Below are 17466 nucleotides of genomic sequence, written 5' to 3'. Positions count from 1 at the left end.
GGTAGTGCTCCAAATCTGTTGGGTTAGCCAGCAAGCTGCTGATTTATAATGATCGAATATCATTCGATAACAGATCTGGAGCACTACCCAACACGGCGATGCTTGGCGTGAATCTGGCATTACGGTGAGTGGTGTCTGGTGAGTGATCCGCAACGTGCCTTCTTTGAGGAGCGCGCCGTCGGTTGGGAGCAGCGCTGTTATCCGCCCGAGACCCGCGCGCGGCTGTCCGAGCTGGTGGATGGGCTGGCAGACAGACTCGCGCTGGCCGAGGTCTCGACCCTACTCGACCTCGGTGCCGGGACCGGCGTCCTCGATCTGCTGGGATCTCGAATCTCGCGATCAGCGATCGTCCAGGGCTGTATCTGGCGCGCGGCATCGTCGGTGCGGGCGAGGGATGACTGGCATCATTGAGCGCGACGCCAGGTGGCTAGTCATACGTATGCCAATTTTGTAATATCGTTCGCTGGTGTTGGGGCGCGGAGCTGGACCGGAGACCATCATGAGGGGAGTCGGAAAGCAAGCAGTAGGCTGCGATCGGTGCCGGCGTGCCCTTCTCGGCGCGGTTGCGCTGCTGTCCTTGTCGCTCGTGCTGCCGCTAACCGCGAGCGCGGCCAATGCAGCCGATCCAAGCGCGGCACCGGAATCCTCGGTGAATCGGTCGCCGTCGCAATGGGTCGCGCTGGGTCCCGGTGCGTTGCGGCTGCTGGTCTATCTGCATGCGACCGACGGCCTTTGCGCGATCGAGGCGATGGAGCAGCGCGGCCCGAGTGGCCGGCCCTATACCTTCATGCTGGGTGATCTCAGCGAGCAGCTGCCGGTGATCGGCCCAGGTGGTGTTGGACGTCTTCCGGATCTCGAGCGTCTGTTGATGGTCGAGCCGGATCTCGCGGTTTCGGTCACGCTCGATGAGCAGCAGGTGCGGATGCTCAAGCAGCGCGCCGGTATCCCTGTGCTGCTGCTCAGCTACGGCGACATCGGCGAGCTGCAGCTGCCGGTGTTTGCCGACTCGCTGCGGCGCTTAGCGGAACCGCTTGGGCGCCAAGCGCGGGCCGAGGCGCTGCTTAGCGCCATCGATGTCTCGCTCGCCGAGCTGGCGATGCGGGTGGTCGACGTTGAGCCGGCACCCACTTACATCGGTGGCATTAGCCTCAAGGGTCAGCAAGGGCTGGCGAGCACCCAGGCGGGTCATCTGCCGATGCGTTGGGCGGGTGCCGACAACCTCGCTGACCAGATCGCCGAGACTGGGCATCGGTTTATCGATCTGGAGCAGCTATTGGCCTGGAACCCGCCGGTGCTCTTCATCGACGGCGGTGGTCTGCCTGCTGTGCTGAAGGAGGTTGCGATCAATCCGGGGCTGTTCGCTTCACTGGATGCGGTGCAGCGCGGGCAGGTCTTCGCGACCTTGCCGTTCAACTCCTACAACACCAATGTCGAGCACGCGTTGATCAACGCCTGGTTCATCGCGTCGAGGCTCTACCCCGACCGGTTCCCAGGGTTTGATCCGGTCGCCAAGGCCGATGTGATCTACCGCGACTTCTATGGCGAGCCCATGTATGCACGCCTGCGAGCCGAAGGGGAGGGGAGCCAGCCGGGGTTTGCGCGCGTTGATCTGATCACAGGCGAGGTTTATCCGCTGCCCGTCGATGGTGGCTGATGTTCGGCCTGGCGTTTAGGCCTCAGTGGTCGGTCGCCTGGGGCGGGGTAGCCTGATGGGGTCGAATGCCAAGCAGCCCGATCTTGCAGCCGATGCAGAGCGGCCGTCGCCGCGCCGAGTTTACCAGCGCTTGCTCCGTCAGCGTCTGCTGCTCGGCCTGGCCATGCTCCTTGCGCTTGCGGTGCTGCTGCTCATTGCGCTTGGTAGCGGCTCTTACCAGCTTGGACCGAGCGCGGTTGCAGCCGCGCTGATGTCTGGCTCATCACCGACCGACCGCGAGCAGCTGGTCGCAGCCCAGGTGATTTGGGGGCTGCGGCTTCCCCGTGTCTGCGCGGCGCTGGCTGCGGGCGCCTCGCTCGGCCTGGCCGGTGCTGTGCTGCAAGGGCTACTGCGCAATCCGCTGGCGTCGCCATTCACGCTGGGGATCTCACAAGGGGCGGCGCTCGGGGCGACCTGCGCCATTGTCCTCTTCGATGCGGGTGCGTTGCACGCGGTGGGTACCGAAGCCATGACCCTGCAGGCGCCGATGAGCGTGGTCGGCTTGGCGCTGACCGGTGGCCTCGGCGCAGCGGCACTGATCCTGCTGATCGGAACGCTGCGAGGTCTGACGCCCGAGGCGGTGGTCTTAGCCGGCATCGCGCTCGGCGCCTTTGCCAGCGCGGCGACCATGATCGTTCAATACTTCGCCTCCGACACCCAGGCCGCGGCGACCCTGTTCTGGACCTTTGGCGATCTCGGCCGCGCTGGCTGGTCCGAGGTCGCCTGGCTCGCGGCGGCGCTGGTCGTGATTGGGGGCTGGCCGCTGCGGGCGGCCTGGCACTATAACGCGCTCGCCTGGGGTGATGATCTTGCCCGTGGACTCGGTGTCTCGGTCGCCCGACAGCGGTTGATCGGCACCGCCGCGGCCGCGGCGCTGGCGGCGATCACCACCGCCTTCCTCGGCGTGATCGGTTTCATCGGGCTGATCGCGCCGCATCTGATCCGCCTGCTGATCGGCGGTGATCAGCGCTTTCTGTTGCCGTTCTCGGCGCTTGCCGGGGCGCTGATCCTGCTCGGTGCCGACACCTTGGCGCGGGTGCTGATCGCGCCGGTGATGCTGCCGGTCGGGGCGGTGACGGCCCTGCTCGGTGCACCGCTGTTGCTGGTGCTGCTGCTGCGCCAACGACGCTGATGCTTGAGATCGACCGACTGTCGTTTGACTACGCGCGGGGTGGTTCCAGCAAAGCGGTCGGTTGTCATGCCGGTCCTGGTTCGTCCTCTGACGCCGCTGCCAACAGCGCCGCGGACAACGGCGGTGCGTTGCTGCTGGACCAGCTCAGTCTTTCGGTCGCGTCGGGTGAGCTACTGGCGGTGCTAGGTCCGAACGGGATCGGTAAATCGACCCTGCTCAAGCTCATCGCAGGGCTCTTGCCGTGCAAGCAAGGCCGGATTTGCGTCGATACCACTGATTTGAGCGCGCTGAGCCGGCGCGAGCGGGCTCGGCGTATCGCTTATCTACCACAGATCACCGAGACCGCGCAGGTGACGGTGTTCGAGGCGGTGCTGCTCGGCCGTCTGCCGCATCTCGGGCTGCAGCCGAGCGAGCACGATCTTGCGATGGTTGACACCATCATCTGCGATCTCGGCCTGGCGCCGCTGAGCAGCCGGCGCGTGGGTCGACTCAGCGGCGGCGAGCTGCAAAAGGTGGTGATCGCGCGTGCGCTGGTTCAGGAGCCGCGACTAATGCTGCTCGATGAGCCGGTGAATCATCTCGATCTGCGTAACCAGATCGCGGTGTTGCACAGCATCCAGGCGCTGACGCGCGCGCACGCGCTCATCACCTTGGTCGTCTTGCACGATCTGAATCTTGCCCTGCGCTTTGCCGATCGCTTCCTGCTGTTGGGACCGCGTGCAGCCGTCACGACCGGTCGCATGGATGCGCTCGCATCCGAGGCTGTTGGCGTGGCCTATGGGATCAAGGTGATCCGAGGTGAGGTTGGGGGACTGCCGGTGATGGTGCCTGTGATATCCGCCGCTTGATAGTGGGGAGCCTGGTGGAGGGCCCAGGGCGAGAGATCTAGCTCAGTTTTAGCGTGCCGTTCGGGTGCAAGGGTACGGTGCGCAAGGCCCCGCTGCTGCCCTAATCGCAGCAGCGGGAAGCCGTACCAGAGATGGAATTCTCAGGGCATCATCGCGCTCCTGCCGCCTCGGCGCTCGCCGTCATCACCGCTTGATATTGCTCGGGCTCGAGGAGGGCGCGAAATCGATTTAGGGCTGCAATGCGAATGTCAGTGGCCTCGCGCTTCAGTTGCACCAACTCGTCGATCTGGTCCGCAACCGCGGCGCTGTCCTTGCCCTCTTCGAGCACCGCGCGCCGAATCGACCGCTCCAGCGACCAAGCCGCCTGGACGCGTTGGTGCAGCTGGGGTGGATAGACCTCCATGATCTCGCTGCGCAGGCTTTCCATCTGCTCGGAACTGACCCCGAAGCGCTGCGGGTCCTGGCGGATCAGCCGCATCGGGTGTGGCAGCGTCACCAGCTCACTGACCAGGAAGCCCGGTCGCTTGGACGCGGGTCCGGGGTTGGGCATGGGCTCGGCCTGAGTCGTGCCGATGGTCAGGAGCAGCGGGAGTGCGAGGAGCGGTGTTAGACGAAGACGCATGGTGCGAGATGCCTCCAATCGAGAGGTTGCAGGGAAGGACCGACGGCGCGGGTTGGCCGTCGCGGTTTGGAATCACGCTCAATACCGGTAGCGCACACCGAGATACCCAAAGGGGCCGGGGTTGGAGCCGATGCCGGTGTCGACCGATTCGTCGAGCAGGTTGTCGATGCCGGCGTAGAGTTCGAGACCAGTGATCGCTTGCGGTTGGTAGCTCGCCTTGAGGTTGACCAGGGTGTAGCCGGCCGCAGTCTCGATGCCCTCGGTGCTGGCGAACTGCTGCTCACCGGTGTAGGTGGTGATGAGCTGCAGCAGCCAGCCGGGGGTCGGACTGAAGTCGAGGGTCAGGTTGGCGAGTGTCTCCGGCGTCAGGAGCAACGGATCATCGCTGTCTTTGTTCTCGGTCGAAAAATGCGTGGCCGAGGCACGCACCCCGAGATTGTCGGTCAGCTGCAGCGATCCTTCGGCCTCCACGCCCTGGATTCGCGTCTCTCCAACATTGCGGAAGCTGTTGTAGCTCTGCAGGCCTTGCCCCTCGCGGACCATCTGGATGCGGTCTTCGACTCGCGTGTGGAAGAGCGTGACTTGATAGCCCAGTGTTGAGTTATCGCCAGCGAGGCCGAGCTCGATCGTCTCGCTCTTCTCGGGATCGAGATTCTCTGCGCTGGTCTTGCCGAACTCAGGCGCGATCACCAAGGCTCCGAGCATCGGGAAGCCTTGCGGATTGACCTGGTCGACATAGAGATCGCGATCGTCTGGTGCCTTGAAGCCCTGCGCATAGTTGGCGCGAAGACGCGCGAGCGGTGCGATCCGATAGATGCCGCCGGCCTGCACTGAGAGGTTCGATCCGCCGACCGAGTCATCGTCGTAACGGCCACCATAGACCAGGTTCAACCGTGGTGAGATCTGCCACTGATGCTGGAGGAAGGCCGAGCTGAAGCGGCGATTATCGGCGTCGTAGGCAGTTGAGTCGACTGCGTTGTCGCGGTGCTCGAGCCCGGCCGTCAGGGTCTGCTCATCCGTCGGTCGCCAGACCGCGAGTAGGTCGTTGACCCACTGCGTCATGGTGGTCTTGTTGATCGAGCTGGCCGAGTCGGCGCGGGTCGCATAGCCGAGGTCGGCATAGGGGATGGCGCGAATCTCGCGATCCTTGTCGTAATGGCCGTAGTGCAGCTGATAGCTGAATTCGAGGCGCTCGGTCGGCGACCAGTCCAGGGTGCCGGCCACATCGATGCGGTGGTTGTCGTTCTTCTGTCGCGCCGGCACATTCGCGACCATGATGGGTCCAGTTTGCTGCTGGCCTTTGCCTTGGCCTGAACCTTGGCCTGAACCTGAACCTGAACCTGAACCTGAACCTGAACCTGAACCTTGGCCTGAGCCTGAGCCTTGCTGCCGGAAGTTGCTCCGATAGCGCGTGCTGATGAACTCGTTCTCGCGCGCCTCCTGCACATAGTTCACATCCAGACGGAGCGCGATCTGGTCGTTGAGCTGCCAGTCCAGACTGCCGCCAAGGGTATCGACACGCGCCTGATCGCGGTAATCGACGCTGGTTTGGTAGCTATCCGGCAACGAGCGCCGAATCTGGGGGTTCGGAGACCTGGACGGGGGCATCAGGACACCAGCCTTAGGCACCCCAACGACAGCGGTCTCCTGTTCGCGATACGGCTGGCGCTGGATATGGTTGGCGTAGAGGCTGTAACCGAAGGTCTGATCACCGCCGCGCAGACTGCCGGCGATCTTGGCCCGTTCGGCCTGGCCATGGTCATTGGCACCGTATTGCACATCCAGATCGGCCTCGAAGCCATCAATCGGCTGCTTGGTGATGATGTTGACCACGCCGCCGAGGGCGTCCGAGCCATAGAGCACGCTGGCTGGGCCGCGAATGATCTCGATACGCTCGATCATCGCCGCCGATAGGCGCTCGAGCTCGAAACTATTGCTGAACTCGCCGGTGATGCGCCGGCCATCGAGAAGATAGAGCGTGTCGGATTGCCCGAGCCCGCGGATCTGCAGCGTGCGACCGTTCGGGCTCACATAGAGGTTGGGCGCGAGATCAAGGATGTCACGCAGGGTGGTGGCCTGCGCCGCCTCCACCTCGGCCTCGTCGATCAGCTGGATCGGCGCCGGAGCGGTCGTGATGTCCTCACGGGTGCGGGTGGCCGTGGTGACGTAGACCGGCGGCAGCACGATCTCGGCACTGATGTCGGACTCAAGCTCGACGGAGCCCTCGGCGTAGGGATCATCGGCGCGCGCGGCACTGATGCAGGCGCTCGTCATGACGAGCAGGGTGAGCAGCGGCGTCCAGCACTGATGGTGGAGAGGCCGTATGGATGCAGGCATGTTCAAGCTCCTCAGTCGGTCAAGTACAGCGATGACGAGTGGGTGGATCCCGTCGTGGCTGCCGATGCACTGAGGGCACCCGGTGGCTGGACGACTTCAAGAAAGGGGCGCGACTCGCCTGAGGTGGAGGGCGAGCCGCGCATTGCCGCGAGGGGATCGAGACTTAGCTCGGTGCCGGCGGCAATTTGGGCTCGCTGCTCAGTTCGTGCAGGTTCACCAGCTTCTGGATGTCGCCGTGGCTCGGCGTCGGCGATGCTTACTCGAGTGCAGTGGCATTGATCCAGAGCACCGCATCCTGCGATAGCTCCTTACCCTCGTATTCCTTGTCTGGACCGGAGCCGAGGCAGGCGAAGCCCCAGACGCCGGGGCGCGGGATGCCGAAGGTGAACAGCCCGTTGTCGTCGGTGATGGCGACGACGGCCGTGCTTGGCACCGGGCCCAAGGTCTCCTTGCTGAAGCTGTTGGCCTCCATGTCGATGTCACTGTTGATGTACTCGATCTCGCACTCGACCCCTGCGGCCGGTTTGCCCTCGGAAAGCAGCTGACCGGTGAAGGTGCTACCAGCAAAGACCTGATACGGCTTGTTCATCGGCATGATCTCGGTCGGCAGGCCGAGCGGCTCGTTCCAGCCGGTGGGCATGGCGCCCTTGTTGACGATGGTCTTGGTGATCTGCTGGATGTAGACATCCTCGGCGCCTTCCATGTAAGGCGCCGGCACCAAGCCGAATAGGTAATCGCCGTTGCGCTGGATTTTATAGGTGGCCTTGTAGGCGTCCGCCGGCTCGTCCCCAGGCCCCTGCCATTCGACGGCCTTGAGGCGATCGGTCAGGTCTATCTTCTCGCCCTTGAAGACGACGAAGAAGTCCTCTGGTTGGCCCATGTCCATGCTGTGGCTGTTCTCCATCGGATGGCCGAAGACCAGGGCGAGATCGATCTCGGCGGGCTTCTCCAACATCACCTCGGGGGTGTAGAGCAGCTGGAAATGCGCCTGGGCGTTGCCGGCGAGGGTCATGGCAAGGGTCATGCCGGTGGCGGCACTGAGCAGAACGGGGCGTTTCATCGTCTTAAGTCTCCTAAGGAGCAGGGGGGGAGGGTGTTCAACAGGCTTCCAGCGCCGAATCAAATCGATCAGCCTGAGTGAGGTCTTGGTCTACTCAACGATGTCGCTGCCAGCGATCTCGATAGCGTGGCCAGGACCGGCGTCGAAAACGACCTTGTAGTCGCCGTTGGGCTTGTCGAACTCAAACTCGCTGTACTCACTCATCTCGCCCTCGATCACGACGTTGTCATTCGCGTCCAAGATGCGAATACCGACACCCGCGGCAGAGGAGCCATCGGAGAATCCGCCTTCGCACAGCACGGTGCCGTCGCCGTTGTCGTAGCAAGAGCAGAGTGGGGTGTGGGCAAGCGCAGTCGCCGTTCCAAGGGTCAGTGCAAGTGCTGAGGCCATGAGCAGTAAGCGCTTGCGGTTGAGAGTGGGGAATAGAGGGAGGGTCAGGGAGCGAGTCAGTGAGCGAGTCAGTGAGCGAGTCAGTGAGCAAGCGATCGATTGCGGCATCGGGTCATCTCCGTGTCTGAACGTTTCGCCACAATCCTAGCGTTGTTTTTCCGAGATGTAAATAACAAACGATCGCATTTGCGTTTCGATTGCTGACTGGATTACTATCATCACTCCACTGGATGACCCTGAGCTTGATGGGGCGTCCCATCAGTCCAAACACCGATACGTCGCCCATCGATGGACGACCCTGAGATCGTCAGCTATGTCCAAGATGCCCGAGCGCGGCGGCGCGCGAACCCTGAACGACATTCGCCCCGGCGGGCGCGTGCGCATCCACCGGCACCATGCCGAGGCTGCGGTCCGCCAACGCCTGCTGGATCTGGGTCTGATGCCGAACGTGGTGGTGACGGTGGTGCGCAGCGCGCCCTTGAACGACCCGATCGAGCTCAAGCTCGAGGCCTCGAGCATCACCCTGCGACGCCGCGAAGCCATCACCATTGAGGTGACCCCCGAGGAGACCCCCGAGGAGACCCCAGAGGAGATCAAGCCATGAGCAAGCGCGATGGGGTCCTAGTCGCCCTAGCGGGCCAGCAGAACGCCGGTAAATCGACCCTGTTCAACGTCTTGACCGGCGCTCGACAGCATGTGGCCAACTATCCCGGCGTGACCGTCGACAAGAAGTACGGTCAGTACCGCGACGAGGTCGGTAGCGTCTACACCGTGGATCTACCGGGCACCTACAGCCTGACCTCGTTCTCGCTCGAGGAGCGGGTGGCGCGCGAGTTCCTGCTCGGTGATCGGCCGGATGTGACAGTCAACGTGGTCGATGCCTCCAATCTGCGCCGCTCCCTGCATCTGACGCTGCAGATCCTGGAGATGGAGCTGCCCTCGGTGTTGGCGCTGAACATGATGGACGTGGCCGAGGGACGAGGCATCCAGATCGATCAGCGCCTGCTGTCCGAGCGACTGCAGCTGCCGGTGGTGGCGACCGTCGGGCGCAAAGGCCAAGGCCGCGAGTCGCTGCGTGAGGCCGTACGGGCCGAGGCGCTACGGCAGATCGAGACGCCGACGCCACCGCCGGTGCTGGTCGACTATGGCGCGCTCGAGCCAGTCATCGTCCGGGTTCAGCAACGTCTAGCGCTGTTCAAGACAGTGGCCGATCTGCCCCAGCGTTGGCTTGCACTTGAGCTGCTCGAAGGTGATAGCCAAGCGGTCAACATCTTGGTCGAGCGGCTCGGGGAGCCGGCAGCACGACCGCTGCGCGAAGCCGTTGGCGCCTTGATTGCCGAGTTTGAGCAGCGCCAGGGCATGGAGATCAGCGATTATGTCGTCGGCTGCCGGGATCGGGCCGTTGAGCGGCTGCTCGATGGCGTCGTCAGCGGCGCCGAGCGCAGTCGCACGACCTTGACCGATCGGGTCGATCGGGTGGTGTTGAATCGCTGGCTGGCGCCGGGCTTCCTGCTGCTGACCGTGTTCGCGATCTACCAGGTCTCGATCGTCTGGGGCTATGAGCTAACCTACGTCACCTGGCCTTTTCTGGCGAAGGGACGCGAGCTGATCGCTGGGCTGCTACCGAGCGCGCACTTCCTGGTCGATCCCTATGTGCGCTCGCTCGGGCTCTGGCTGGTCGATTCGGCCAACACATTGCTCAACTATGTGCCGATCTTCATCATCCTCTTCGCCTGCATCGCCATCGTCGAGGATTCTGGCTACATGGCGCGTATCGCCTTCATTCTCGACAAGATCCTGCACCGCTTTGGGCTGCATGGCCAGAGCACGCTGCCGCTGATCCTCGGTGGCGTGTTCGCCGGTGGCTGCGCGGTGCCCGGCGTCATGGCGACCAAGGGCATCCCCGACAATCGCGCGCGCATGGCGACCATCTTCACCGTGCCGTTCATGAATTGCCTAGCCAAGGTGCCGCTCTACACGCTGCTGCTCGGGATCTTCTTCGTCGAGCACAAGTCGCTGATGATGTTCTACATCTCGACCATGACCATCATCTTCGCGCTGCTCGTGGCCAAGCTGCTGACCAAGACCGTGCTCAGCGGCCAGGAGACCTCGCCGTTCGTGATGGAGCTGCCGCACTATCATCTGCCCACCTTCAATGGCGTCGCGCGACGGGCGCTCGAGCGCACCTGGCAGTACATCAAGAAGGTTGGCACCGTGGTGCTAGCAGTCGCGGTGGTGGTGTTCGTGCTGCTGCACCTGCCGGGCCTGCCAGAGGAGCGTAAGGCGCATTTTGCACAAGAGGCGGAGGCCGCCATCGAGCGCTTCGAGCAGGCGCTGGCGGACAATCCCTATCGCGAGATCGCCACCGGCCCCAACCTGGTGCCGCTGATCAACTATCACAGCGACTATCGACGTGCGAAGTTGAATGCCTCCGGCGCCGAGGCCTCGCAGCGGGTCACCGAGCGCTTCCAGGCGCGCAATGCCGACTTCTATCCGCTCGTGATACGCGGCGGCGATCGCGATGCGAAACAGGCGAGTGGCGCGCTGCGCACGCTGGCACGCGATCGCCAGAAGTTGCGTCTGCAGATGCGCGAGGAGCGCATTACCTACTCGATCCTCGGCACCATCGGCCGCGGTATGGAGCCCGTCACCCAGTTCGCTGGTTTCGATTGGAAGATCAATGTCGCGCTGCTGGCGTCCTTTGCCGCGCGTGAGAGCAGTGTCGCGACCCTGGGTGTGCTGTTCCAGCAGGGCGACGACGAGAACCAGACGCTCGAGGAGCGCATGGGCCAGGAGACCCGAGAGGGTGGCGCCACCGCGTTGCTGGCGGTGTCGATGATCCTGTTCTTCGCCCTGTATCCGCCCTGCCTGGCCACCACCATGATGGTCAAGGTACAGACCGGCTCCTACAAGTGGATGGCGTTCTCGATCATCTTCCCGACCATTCTCGGCTTGGCCGTCGCGAGCGCGGTCTACAGCATCGGTACCGCAGTGGGCGCGACCGGCATCGAAGCCATGTCGGCGGTCTATTGGGGCGCCTTCCTGCTGTTGCTGATCGTTGGTCTATTCAGTGACCGCAAGGCGAGTCGGCTGCTGCGGCAGCGGTTCTCGGAAGGTTAACCTGAATCTCACGCAATTCATCTGCCGGGGGTACGCGGCGCCATGAGCGTTAGGAAACTGGCCTTGACCACAAGCAAGCGCCTGACCACAAGCAAGCGCCTGACCGCGAGTGCGCCAAGCCGTCTTGAGTTGAACGCAGAGGGAATGAGAGATGGTCGAGCCTGACCCAGGATCGCAAGCACACACAGCGTCGCCAGACCGTCTGTTGGCTCAGATTGAGACTGAGACTGAGATTGAGACTCAGACTGAAAGTGCGCGGAAGGATGACAGTCTGGTGCAGACCTCGCCGCCATTAACGCTGGTCGATGCTGGAATCATCGCGCTGATCCTGGGTGTGGCGCTTTGGTATCTCTACCGGCAGTTCTGGCGCAAGCGCGGCGCTTGCGGTGGCTGCGCCAAGGGTACAGGTGGCGGTTGCGCGGTCGCGCGCATGGTTGCCAACGCGTCGACATCGGCGCCATCGCCGCGCTCGCCCCAGGTGCATCCTGTCTCGGTCGATGCCGAGCGCAAGCGATCCAAATGACGGCCGCAATCCAGGTCGAGCAGCTCGCGCACCGCTATGGGCGGCGCCTCATCTACTCGGATCTGAGCTTCAGCATCCCGCAAGGCAAGGTCGTGGCCTTGCTCGGCAAGAATGGGGTCGGCAAGACCACCTTGATTCGGCTGCTGATGGGCTTTCTGCGCCCGAGCGCGGGCTGCTGTCAGGTCCTCGGCGAGCCCTCGCATGCGCTCTCGCCGGCGACGCGGGCGCGCATCGGGCTCTTGCTCGAGGGCCATCTGACTTATGACTTCATGACCATCGCGCAGATCGAGCGCTTCTATCGGCCGTTCTATCCGCGCTGGCGGCGCGAGCTGTACTTCGATCTGGTCGATCGCCTCGGCCTGCCCCATGACCATCGTATCGGCAACATGTCCTGCGGCCAACGCTCGCAGGTGGTGCTGGGGCTGATCTTCGCCCAGGACCCGGACCTGATGATCCTCGACGACTATTCGATGGGGCTCGATGCGGGCTATCGGCGGCTGTTCCTGGATTATCTGCTGCGCTTCCTCGACGAGGGCGGCAAGACCGTGTTCGTCACCTCGCACGTGGTCCAGGATATGGAGTCGCTGGTCGATGAGGTGATCTTCCTGCAGCGGGCTGGGGCACTGCGACAGCTGCCCTTGGCCGATTTCCGGCGCGATTTCCAGTGCTTCGGTTTCCGGGTCGAGGGCGGCTCGGCACCACAGCCGGACGGCCTGATCGAGAACGTCGACCTGCACGGCCGCGAGCCTGTGCTCTTCACCTTCGCCGACCGCGAGCCACTCGAGGCCCACCTGGCGACGCATTGGCCGCAGGTCCGACTTGGCGACGAACAGCCGCTGTCGCTCGAGGATGCCTTCATCGGCCTGACCGGGAAGTATTGAGAGGAGTGATCGGCCATGCGAGCGACCATGCTGTCGGCCATCTTTCTGAAGGAGTGGCTCAAGGTCCGCTGGGTCTGGCTCGGGCTGCTGGTGTTGCATGTTGGCATGTTGGTGTACCTTCTCCTCGGCATCCGCCATCAGTTCCGGGTCGAGCACTCTGAGATGATCTGGTACTGGGCCTTCGAGCTGCGTCGGCTGTTGTATGAGCCGATCCAATACCTGCCGCTGCTCACCGGGGTGCTGATCGCCATCGCGCAGTTTGGCCCGGAGATGCTCGGCGGGCGCTTTCGTTTGTCCCTCCACCTGCCGCTGCGTGCTGACCTGCTGGTCTGGAGCTGGGTCGGCTTCGGCGCGCTGATGGGGGCCTTGCTGGCGTTGTTGGATGCCGCCGCCCTGTATTGGATCATCGCCAGCTGGTTTCCCCATGAGGCGGCCGTCAGCGCCTTGCGCACGGCCTTGCCCTGGCTGCTGGGCGGTTGGATCGGCTATTTCGGCGCAACCCTGGCGCTGTTGGAGCCAGCCGCGCCGCGTCGCCTGATCTATCTGGGGCTGAGCGCGGCCTTCCTGGCCTTGCTCTATCAACATCGCGGCTATCAGGAATACGACCAGGTGCTGCCGGTGCTGATCGCGCTCGCGCTGCTGCTCATCCCGGCGGTGATCCTGCCCGCCCATCGCTATCGTCACCAGCGCTGACCCGGAGCTGACGCATCATGACTGCCAGGATTGCCCGCTGGTCCTTGTTGCTGCTGACCATCGTCCTGCTCGCGCTCTGGTGGCCGCTGCTCAAGGACCTGCTGTTCGAGTACCGCTACGGCAAGACCGATCTTTTCTACAGCCCGGTGCTCGAGCGCTTCGTCTACAAGGAGCTGCTCGGCGAGGGCCATCAGTTCATCTATCGCGACCAGGACGGTAACGACTATGATCGCCAGACCTTCGAGACCCTGATCCCGTTCATCTACTACAAGAACATGGAGCTGTGGGGAAAGCTGCCGTTGCAGCTCGCTGGCCAGAGCTTCGATAAGGCCCAGATCCAGGCCGCGCGCCAGGTACTGGAGCTGAAACCGGGCGAGCTGCCGGGGCATGCCCCGCGCATCCAGCTGTTTCCGCTGCTCGAGGCCAATCCCGGCCGCGCCCGGCTGCGCTTTCCGGAAGACATCCTGCGTCCCGGCGAGCGGCTGACCTTCATCAACAGTGATCACAACCGGATCGACCCCGAGCTGAGCGCGCGCTTTACTGAGGCATTGAGCGAGGCTAGCTTCGTCTGGCCGGTGCAGGCGACCTTCGGCCGGGTCTCGATCCTCAAGGCGTTCGATGCCGGTTTCTTCCTGCTCGATCGTGCAGGTGATCTGTTCCAGCTACGTCGCGTCAATGGCCTACCCGAGATCACGCCGGTGCCGTTGCCCGACGGGCTTGAGGTCCGTCATGTCAAGGTGGCCGAGAACAAGCGCGGCGACTCTCTTGGTCTGATCCTGGGCAAGGACGGTCAACTCTTCCTGCTCGGTCAGGATGGTGGCCGTCGGACCGCGGCCGGGCTGACCCCACTCGCGCTTCCCGGCTACGATCCGGAGACCATGGCGCTGAAGATCCTGTTCAATCCCCTGTATCGCACCGCGATCTACTCCGACCAACGCCAGATCAAGGCCGTCGCGATGAATCACGCCTTCGAGCCGATTGCGCACTATGAGCGCCTCATGGCGATGGCCGAGCCGCGCCTGGTCGATCGGGTCTGGGAGGCCTTGGTGCCGTTCAGCCTGGATCTGCGCGACCCCAACGGGCGCTATCTCCGGCTCAGCCTGGATGTCCACGGCCTCGCGGCGCTGCCGGCCAGTGCCATCGCGCTCCTGCTCGCCTGGCTGCTGCTGTGGCGACGAGGCTTGCGCTTTGTTGCCATGACGCCGAGCTTGCTGCTGGTGGCCGTCACCGGCGTCTATGGACTGATTGCGGTCGGGCTGATCCAGCCCGAGCCTTCGGACCGAGCCGTCGCCGGCGTCGCTGATCTCGGGCGGACGGCGATGGAGCAAAAACTGCCAGGCGCCACCTGAGCGATTGCGTGCTTGCAGATGTCAGCGCTGCTCAATCATCTGCTGCCGTTTCGCCGAGCCGAGGCGCGCGCCCCAGGGCGTCCGCCGGTGCTGCTGGTGATCGGCGCCCACCGCGAAGAGCTGAGCTTTGGCGAGGCCGTTGCCGCCCAGCTCGATCGCCAGCGCCTCGACCTGCTGCGCATCCCGGTCGGGATCTCGGGGCAGCGGCCCGGTCCGGACGCGCTTGAGGGGTATCGCCAGCGCCATGCCGAGCTCTATCGGCAGATCCTGGAGCATGTTCAGCCAGAGCAGCGGGTTCTGATCGATCTGCACACTGGCTTCGATGAGCGCCTGTGCTCAGCCGACGTGCTCTGTGGCGAACCGGCGCTGCTGCGCTGTATCGAGCACAAGGCGACGGAGCCCGGTGCAGCAGGCGGCGGTGGCATGCGCGCGGTGCGGCTGGTGGCGTCCGATCGCGATGCCGTGCCCAGTCCTGGAGAACGCGCGCAGGCCGCATCTTGGCCCTGGGTCAGTCCTGTGTTGCCAGAGGCGATTTGGAACCGTCGGCGCCCAATCTATGTTGGCGTCGAGGTCTATCTGGCCTCGTCCTCCTGTGCATCATCCTCCCGTGGAACCCTAGCCGAGGTGCGCTTGGCTGCGGCCGTGATCGAGGCCGTCAGTGACTGTGCGCTGTCGGTGCAGCGAACGATGGACCCGGGCTGAGTCTCAGACCACTCAAGTTGGGCGCAATCTAAGTCGCTGTCTCAATTCTACTTCCCGATGATCGCCCTCCAGTGGTGCTCAAATCGGGAAGCAGTTGATGGACAGTTTCTAAGGTTGTGCGCTCACTCATCCAGTTCGCGACGCAGCGCCCGCAATACCTCCCAGCGCCGGCAGCGCCGTGAGGTCGGACAGGATAAAAAGGCATCGCGCAGCCAGCCGCGCAGCCTTGTTTGTCTATCCCTTGTTTGTCTAGTGGATGAACGCTGAGCAGGCTCCGGCCTCCGAATCCAGGTTGTCGCATCCGCAGCCTGCGGTGCGAGTGCATCAATCCCTTCAGCCATGATGGGGTTGCGAGGGTTTCTGTTCGGCATCGCCTTAGTCTCTCCTGTTGCCCGATGAACAAACCTATCACAGCGGATAAAAAATACAAATTACTCGCATTAAAATTAGAGAATCGATGGTTATTTCGTCAGGTTTGGGGTTGACGCGCAGCTAAGAGGTGCTAACCTAAGTGAGAATCGTTCTCAAATTAGAGCGGTCCTCCAGCCAGCCCCGACGTCGAGATCGACGGCCAGCCGGATCTGTTCAAGACCACTTGGGCCTTGAGGCCCCATGACGGAGACACTGGCATGCAACAGCTTTCTAATGGCACCACTGACCCCATCCTCGCCCTTGATACCCTCCCGCTGCATCTGCCGCCTGAACAGCTCAAGGCGCGTCTCGCGGGCCTGATCCGGGCCTCGGTCAGTCAGGGCGCCGCAGCCGTAGCGGAAGCGGTGGTGCGCCATTTTCAGGCGCTCTCTCTGCACCCGCAGCTCGCGGCCGATCTGGATCAGCGCGCTGCCTATTGCCGTGGTGCGCGCCATTGGCGTGGACTGGCCGCGATTGGCGAGCGTTCTGTGAGCCACTGCGCTGGGCGCGTTCCAGCAGGAGCCAACTAATGGCAAGCCCATACCTGACCGATTTTAGCGCCGGGCTCGCTAACTTAAACGCCGAACCGCAGCAGGTTGCTGGGCAGAAGCCGCTATCCAGGCAGCAGCAGGCGCATGGCCCGGGGCAGGTGCTAGGGTCCATGCCCATGCCGCTGCAGCCTTCCGAGCAGGTTTGCTACCTCGGGCATTGGCCGGATCTTTTGGCGGATCTGGAGCTGCTCGGGCGCGTTTGGATCGAGACCGAGCAGCCCGGTCTTCGCATCGCCCAGCGTCAACGGCTCGGTGGACTGCGTGTGCAGGGCATGCTGGGTCATCTGGACAGGACTGAGTATCAACTACGAGTCCTGCTCGATCAGTGCTATGCACTGGCCTCCCAAGACGATCAACAGAGCTTGGTGATCGAAGACGCGACTCAGCAGCCGCTGGTGAGGGTTCAACTGGAGACAGGAACGCATCCGTTGCCGTTGCGTCTGCTCTTATCCAGTTTTGGGGCGAATGGGCGCCGCGTGATGCCAGTGCCACCGCAGCAGGATGAGCGGCAGATGGCGGCACTCGAGCAGCATGCCATCCACCGCTTGCAGCGCGATTGTCAGGCCTTAGAGCCAGAGCCGGAACGTCATGGGCTGGGCTTCCGCGATCTGGCCGAGCTGAGCGGGCGGCTGAGTCTGAATCCGGTGCCCTGGAGGCGGGCTGCAGCGCGCGGTGATGAGCCTGCGATCGCGGTTGATCCATCGTTGGTGCCCTGTGCGCTCGAGACGCTCGTCGATCAGGTACATCCGCTGGCGCTGAGCAGTGGAAGCAGCGGTTGGGTCAGCCGTTCGATCCAGCAGTTCTATGGCCACGCCTATGTCGATGGTCAGCTCTCCCTGCGCGGTGACCATGCGCGACTCGAGCTCGATGTGCGCGCGATCGACACTGCTTGGGTTGTCGGAGAACGCGCGGGCGAGATCGATCGGCGCTCGCTTCGGCTCTATGACGAGGATGGCCGAGCCATGGCAATCATCGCCTCCGCGACCGCTGCCGACCGCGACCACTGCGCAGACGCGTGGAGCACTGAGTTGGCCAACAGGGCCGAACCTTGGTCCGCAGTGAATTCCCCGTTGTGGTCTCAGGGGCGTACCCGATTCCGCCGAGACGAGACAAGACTCTGGACCACCTTAATGAACGCCTTGACCAGTTGAGTG

The 17466-nt window shown here is 63.5% G+C and carries 17 protein-coding genes; 13 read left to right on the top strand and 4 right to left on the bottom strand.

Going from position 1 to position 17466, the window contains the following annotated elements; translation table 11 throughout:
* Positions 1-138 precede the first annotated feature (138 nt).
* From VBE63_RS03085 to VBE63_RS03070, 4 genes are all read left to right on the top strand, one after another.
* A complete protein-coding gene (locus VBE63_RS03085) occupies positions 139-411 on the top strand; it encodes a hypothetical protein (protein ID WP_323681528.1) in 273 nt (90 codons plus the stop codon).
* Positions 412-499: 88 nt separating this feature from the next.
* On the top strand, positions 500-1654 hold the full coding sequence (locus VBE63_RS03080; protein WP_323681527.1) for an ABC transporter substrate-binding protein: 1155 nt from the start codon (positions 500-502) through the stop codon (positions 1652-1654).
* A gap of 55 nt (positions 1655-1709) precedes the next feature.
* Positions 1710-2825 (top strand): iron ABC transporter permease, encoded by a 1116-nt coding sequence (locus VBE63_RS03075; RefSeq protein WP_323681526.1) that lies wholly within the window; start codon positions 1710-1712, stop codon positions 2823-2825.
* Positions 2825-3673, top strand: a complete 849-nt coding sequence (locus VBE63_RS03070; protein WP_323681525.1) for an ABC transporter ATP-binding protein — start codon at positions 2825-2827, stop codon at positions 3671-3673. The genes VBE63_RS03075 and VBE63_RS03070 overlap by 1 nt, the downstream gene beginning before the upstream one ends.
* Positions 3674-3821: 148 nt before the next feature.
* Here VBE63_RS03070 and VBE63_RS03065 read toward each other — a convergent pair whose 3' ends face one another.
* The 4 genes from VBE63_RS03065 to VBE63_RS03050 form a co-directional block, all read right to left on the bottom strand.
* A complete protein-coding gene (locus VBE63_RS03065; RefSeq protein WP_323681524.1) occupies positions 3822-4295 on the bottom strand; it encodes a hypothetical protein in 474 nt (157 codons plus the stop codon).
* A gap of 78 nt (positions 4296-4373) precedes the next feature.
* Complete coding sequence (locus VBE63_RS03060; protein ID WP_323681523.1) at positions 4374-6632, bottom strand: TonB-dependent receptor; 2259 nt, start codon at positions 6630-6632, stop codon at positions 4374-4376.
* A 256-nt stretch (positions 6633-6888) separates the two neighbouring features.
* Positions 6889-7692 carry a DUF4198 domain-containing protein gene (locus VBE63_RS03055; RefSeq protein WP_323681522.1) on the bottom strand — a complete coding sequence of 268 codons (804 nt, stop codon included), beginning with the start codon at positions 7690-7692 and terminating at the stop codon, positions 6889-6891.
* A 90-nt stretch (positions 7693-7782) separates the two neighbouring features.
* Complete coding sequence (locus tag VBE63_RS03050) at positions 7783-8190, bottom strand: hypothetical protein (RefSeq protein WP_323681521.1); 408 nt, start codon at positions 8188-8190, stop codon at positions 7783-7785.
* Between the two features lie 205 nt (positions 8191-8395).
* Here VBE63_RS03050 and VBE63_RS03045 point away from each other — a divergent pair, with 205 nt between their 5' ends.
* The 9 genes from VBE63_RS03045 to VBE63_RS03005 all read left to right on the top strand — a co-directional run bounded on the left by VBE63_RS03045 (position 8396) and on the right by VBE63_RS03005 (position 17463).
* Positions 8396-8686, top strand: a complete 291-nt coding sequence (locus VBE63_RS03045; RefSeq protein WP_323681520.1) for a FeoA family protein — start codon at positions 8396-8398, stop codon at positions 8684-8686.
* Complete coding sequence (gene feoB, locus VBE63_RS03040; protein ID WP_323681519.1) at positions 8683-11202, top strand: ferrous iron transport protein B; 2520 nt, start codon at positions 8683-8685, stop codon at positions 11200-11202. The genes VBE63_RS03045 and feoB overlap by 4 nt, the downstream gene beginning before the upstream one ends.
* A gap of 274 nt (positions 11203-11476) precedes the next feature.
* Positions 11477-11725, top strand: a complete 249-nt coding sequence (locus tag VBE63_RS03035; protein WP_323681518.1) for a FeoB-associated Cys-rich membrane protein — start codon at positions 11477-11479, stop codon at positions 11723-11725.
* Positions 11722-12606 carry an ABC transporter ATP-binding protein gene (locus VBE63_RS03030; protein ID WP_323681517.1) on the top strand — a complete coding sequence of 295 codons (885 nt, stop codon included), beginning with the start codon at positions 11722-11724 and terminating at the stop codon, positions 12604-12606. Before VBE63_RS03035 ends, VBE63_RS03030 begins: the two co-directional genes overlap by 4 nt.
* Positions 12607-12621: 15 nt before the next feature.
* A complete protein-coding gene (locus VBE63_RS03025; RefSeq protein ID WP_323681516.1) occupies positions 12622-13299 on the top strand; it encodes a hypothetical protein in 678 nt (225 codons plus the stop codon).
* 17 nt (positions 13300-13316) lie between these two features.
* Positions 13317-14648: a DUF4857 domain-containing protein gene (locus tag VBE63_RS03020; RefSeq protein WP_323681515.1), complete on the top strand. Its 1332-nt coding sequence runs from the start codon at positions 13317-13319 to the stop codon at positions 14646-14648.
* A gap of 18 nt (positions 14649-14666) precedes the next feature.
* Complete coding sequence (locus VBE63_RS03015; protein ID WP_323681514.1) at positions 14667-15350, top strand: hypothetical protein; 684 nt, start codon at positions 14667-14669, stop codon at positions 15348-15350.
* A 629-nt stretch (positions 15351-15979) separates the two neighbouring features.
* Positions 15980-16291, top strand: coding sequence for an ATP dependent RNA helicase (locus VBE63_RS03010; RefSeq protein WP_323681513.1), 312 nt, complete (start codon positions 15980-15982; stop codon positions 16289-16291).
* The gene (locus tag VBE63_RS03005; protein ID WP_323681512.1) at positions 16291-17463 is read left to right on the top strand and encodes a hypothetical protein; all 1173 of its coding nucleotides are present in this window, start codon (positions 16291-16293) and stop codon (positions 17461-17463) included. Before VBE63_RS03010 ends, VBE63_RS03005 begins: the two co-directional genes overlap by 1 nt.
* Positions 17464-17466 lie beyond the last annotated feature (3 nt).

The organism is Lamprobacter sp. (assembly GCF_034860625.1).
Classification (GTDB): Bacteria; Pseudomonadota; Gammaproteobacteria; order Chromatiales; family Chromatiaceae; genus Lamprobacter.
This window is presented reverse-complemented; position numbering and strand designations above follow the sequence as displayed.